The sequence below is a fragment of the Actinocrinis sp. genome, assembly GCF_035653575.1.
Taxonomy (GTDB): Bacteria; Actinomycetota; Actinomycetes; order Streptomycetales; family Catenulisporaceae; genus Actinocrinis.
This window is the reverse complement of the sequence record NZ_DASRBQ010000173.1, coordinates 1-3947: the sequence shown is the minus strand read 5'-3', so window position 1 is coordinate 3947 and position 3947 is coordinate 1. Positions and strand designations below refer to the sequence as shown.

Genomic DNA, 3947 nt, shown 5'->3' with positions numbered 1-3947 from the left:
GCCTTCCAGCCGTCCCAGTCCTCCTCGCTGTGCGAGTCCTCGATGGACACCAGCGGGTAGTTCGCGACCAGGTCGGCGTAGTACGAGCTCAGCTCGGCGCCGGAGAACTGCTTGCCCTCGAGGGTGTAGGCGCCGTCCTTGTACAGCTCGGTGGCGGCCACGTCCAGGGCCAGCGCGATCTCCTGGCCGGGGGTGTAGCCGGCCTTCTCGATCGCCTCCAGGATCAGGTCGAGCGCGGCCCGGTTCGAGTCCAGGTTCGGGGCGAAGCCGCCCTCGTCGCCGAGGCCGGTGGACAGGCCGCGGGACTTGAGCACGGACTTGAGCGCGTGGTAGGTCTCCGCGCCCCAGCGCAGCGCCTCGCCGTAGGTCTCCGCGCCGATCGGCGCGATCATGAACTCCTGGATGTCCACGTTGGAGTCCGCATGGGCGCCGCCGTTGATGATGTTCATCATCGGCACCGGCAGGACGTGCGCGTTCGGGCCGCCGAGGTAGCGGAACAGCGGCAGCTCGGCGGACTCGGCGGCGGCCTTGGCCACCGCGAGCGAGACGCCGAGGATCGCGTTCGCGCCGACTCGGGACTTGTTCGGGGTGCCGTCCAGGTCGATCAGCTCCTGGTCGATCAGCCGCTGCTCGTGGGCGTCGAAGCCGATCAGCGCCGGGCCGATCTCGTCGAGCACGGCGAGCACGGCCTTGGTCACGCCCTTGCCGCCGTAGCGCGCCTTGTCCCCGTCACGCAGCTCCACCGCCTCGAAGGCGCCGGTGGACGCGCCGGACGGCACGGCGGCGCGGGCGATGGTGCCGTCGTCGAGCGCTACCTCGACCTCGACCGTGGGGTTGCCGCGGGAGTCGAGGATTTCCCGCGCGCCGACTGCTTCGATGGACGCCACGTGCGTAACTCCTTTGTGTCCTGATGGACGCTTCTTCTAGATGCCGGGAAATAGACTAGTGGGCTGCGTGATCGGGGCGAACCGGGCTCGAAGTACGGACGGGTAACTCGTGCAGATTCCGCATGATCAGGCCTGAGCTCCAGCGCAGCCTCTCCGGCGGTACCGCGAGAGTCAGGTCCGGGAAGCGCGTGAAGAGGCGCGAGAAAGCGATCCGGCCCTCCAGCCGCGCGAGCGGTGCGCCGAGGCAGAAGTGGATGCCGTGCCCGAGGGCCAGGTTCCCGCCTTCGTCGCGGCTGAGGTCAAGCGTGTCCGGATCAGTGAAGCGACTCGGGTCTCTGTCCGCCGCGGCGAGCACCGCCAAGACCGGCTCCCCCGCCGCGATGCGAACACCGCCGACCACGATCGGTTCCGTGGTGAAGCGCCAGGTGCCGAACTCGACCGGCCCGTCGTAGCGCAGCAACTCCTCGACTGCGGACCCCAGCAGGCCGGGATCCGCTTTGAGCTTCGCTAGCTGTTGCTGATGGGTGAGCAAGGCGAGAGTCCCGTTACCGATCAAGCCGGAGGTTGTCTCGAAGCCCGCGAAGAGCAGGATGAAGGCCATCGCGGCGGCCTCCTCCTCAGTCAGGTGCTCGCCTTGATCCGAAGCGCGGATGAGCGCGGACAGCAAGTCGTCCGTCGCCGGATCGGCGGGCAGGGCGAGCCGCTTCTTGTGGATGAGGTCTTTGAGATAGCCGCGTACGCGCTTGACCGAACGACCGACCCCGCCGCGTGGCCCGCTCCGATCGATCATCCCGTTGGCCCACTCATGGAAGATCGGCTGATCCTCGGGCGGCACGCCCAACATTTCACAGATGACGATCACCGGCAGCGGAAACGCATACGCCCTGACCAAATCGACTGGCTCGGGGCCAAACGCATCGAGCAGACGATCGGCGATTTCGACCACCCGCGGCTCGAAGTCCGCCACACGGCGCGGCGTGAAGGCCTTCGACACGAGGCGCCGCAGTCGAGTGTGATCCGGCGGGTCAAGGTTGAGCAGGTGTGCGGCGATGCCCGAGCGGTGCTCCCCGGGGATCCCAGTCCGCCCGGGCTGCCATCCGGGGTAGGAAACCGCCGCATTCTTCGACAACCTCGCGTCGGCTAGGAGTGCCTTAGCGTCCTCGTATCGGGTAACCAGGTACGCCTCAACGCCGTTCGGCAACCGGGTCTTGTGCACGGGCGACTGCTCGCGCAGCAAGGCATAAGCCGGATATGGATCATCGATGAACGCGCGGCTGAACAACGCGGGCGCTTCCGTCACGACCCCATGTTCACACGCCGCTCTCCCCGGGCAGCAGTACGACTTTGCCGTGCGGGTTACCCGAGAGGCTCAGGTGGACGGCGTCGCGCCACTGCTCGAGCGGATACGACTTCGCGATCGGGAGACGGAACGCTCCTTCGGCGGCGAGCGATGCGTACTGCGGCAGCAGGACGGCCAGCGGCGTCAGGCCGGGCCGCAGTTCGTCGAGGTTGACGCGCGCGCCGAGGTTCCGGGCCTCCTCATGGTTGCTGATCGTCACCACGCGGCGCGGATCACCGCCGGCCAGGGCAATGAGGTCGGGCAGCGTCCCCGGGCTCGGGCGGGGCGTATCGAGGACGAGATCGACGTCGTCACCGCCGGTGAGCGCGCGCACGCGGGCCGGCATTCCCTCGCCGTAGGCGGTGACGCGGGCGCCGAAGCCCTCGAGGTCTGCGGTGAATGTGGGACCGGCGGTGGCGATCACGTGCGCGCCGCGGCGCAGCGCGATCTGCACGGCGGCGTACCCGACCATCCCGCCAGCGCCGTGGACCAGGAGCGTGGCGCCCGGCTGGAGGTCCATGAGCTCGAGGGTCCATGCGGCCGTCTGCACGACCATCGGCAAGGTCGCTGCCTGCACCGGGTCGAGTCCGGCCGGCACTGGGGACCAGTTGTTCAGGATGGCGAAGTCGGCCGCCCCGGCACTCGGCTGCCTGACGAAGTCGGCCGTCCCGAAGACGACGTCGCCGACCCCTACAGCACTGCTGCCGGGCTCGCCCTCGGCGCCGGTGTGCTGGTCGACGTCGGCCACGTCCGGACCGACCGCTTCGACGATGCCGGCCACGTCGTAACCGATCCCGCGAGGTAGCGATCCCGGCATGAACCCGCGACACAGCTCCCAGTCCGCGGGATTGAGCCCTGTGGCCAAGACGCGCACGCGCACGCTGCCGCTCGGCGGATCCGGGATCTCGACGTGCTCCTGCCGCAGCACGTCGAGAGGCTCCCCGATCTCGTGGAAGCGGATGGCGCGAGATGAAACACCGGGCATTGGCCCTCTCCTTCAAGTCGTAGTGACAGTCACTGACACTATCAGGAAGCGACAGTGACTGACACCAACTAGGATGTGGCCATGCCGAGAAGCGGCGCCCAAGCGCGGGCGAGACTGCGTGAGGCGGCCTTGGATCTTTATGCCGAGCGGGGCTATGAGGCCACGACCACCGCGGAGATCGCCGCCAGGGCCGGGGTGACGGAGAGGACTTACTTCCGGCACTTCGCCGACAAGCGCGAGGTGCTGTTCGACGGCGAGGCAGAGCTGCGTGAGGTCATGATCGCCGCGATCGCGTCGGCGCAGGAGACGACCTCGCCGCTCTCACTCGTCCTGCGCGCCTACACCGCGGCGGTACCGCTGTTCGTCGCCGGCCGTCCGACAGCCGAGCGGCGGGCTCAGATCATCGTGACCTCCCCTGCGCTACAGGAGAGGGCCCACACCAAGTCGGCTTCGCTGACCGAAGCGCTGATCGGCGCACTCGAGCAGCGCGGGATCCCCGAGCCCACTGCACGCCTGGCCGCACGCGCGGGCGCCGCCATTTTCGAACGCGCGAGTCGCGCGTGGTCCGGCACCCCGGCCCAGGACCTCGCGGCGCTTATCGCCCAAGCCGCGGACGAGCTGCGCTCCTTGATCTGAGCGGCAGCCGTCCAACGTGTCCGCGAGCGCGCCGGGCATCGCGCGGACGAAATACACGCCGTTCCGATCGTGGTCTGAGTCGCGGGTGAGAGGTCACGCG

The 3947-nt window shown here is 68.7% G+C and carries 4 protein-coding genes; 1 reads left to right on the top strand and 3 read right to left on the bottom strand.

The genetic code is table 11. The features are described from left to right. The 3 genes from eno to VFA06_RS23600 form a co-directional block, all read right to left on the bottom strand. On the bottom strand, positions 1 to 887 hold an 887-nt coding region (gene eno / locus VFA06_RS23610), incomplete at its 3' end, for a phosphopyruvate hydratase (protein ID WP_324842889.1). A gap of 55 nt (positions 888 to 942) precedes the next feature. Next, entirely contained in the window at positions 943 to 2187 is a 1245-nt protein-coding gene (locus tag VFA06_RS23605) for a cytochrome P450 (RefSeq protein WP_324842888.1), read from the bottom strand. Between the two features lie 10 nt (positions 2188 to 2197). Further along, entirely contained in the window at positions 2198 to 3211 is a 1014-nt protein-coding gene (locus VFA06_RS23600; protein ID WP_324842887.1) for an NADP-dependent oxidoreductase, read from the bottom strand. A gap of 81 nt (positions 3212 to 3292) precedes the next feature. On the opposite strand from VFA06_RS23600, the gene VFA06_RS23595 reads away from it, so the two are divergent. Further along, the gene (locus VFA06_RS23595; RefSeq protein WP_324842886.1) at positions 3293 to 3847 is read left to right on the top strand and encodes a helix-turn-helix domain-containing protein; all 555 of its coding nucleotides are present in this window, start codon (positions 3293 to 3295) and stop codon (positions 3845 to 3847) included. Positions 3848 to 3947 lie beyond the last annotated feature (100 nt).

Bases quoted from the DNA above. Each gene is read 5' to 3' on its own strand.
- VFA06_RS23600 (WP_324842887.1), bottom strand. From the start codon at position 3,211: ATGCCCGGTGTTTCATCTCGCGCCATCCGCTTCCACGAGATCGGGGAG.
- VFA06_RS23595 (WP_324842886.1), top strand. From the start codon at position 3,293: ATGCCGAGAAGCGGCGCCCAAGCGCGGGCGAGACTGCGTGAGGCGGCC.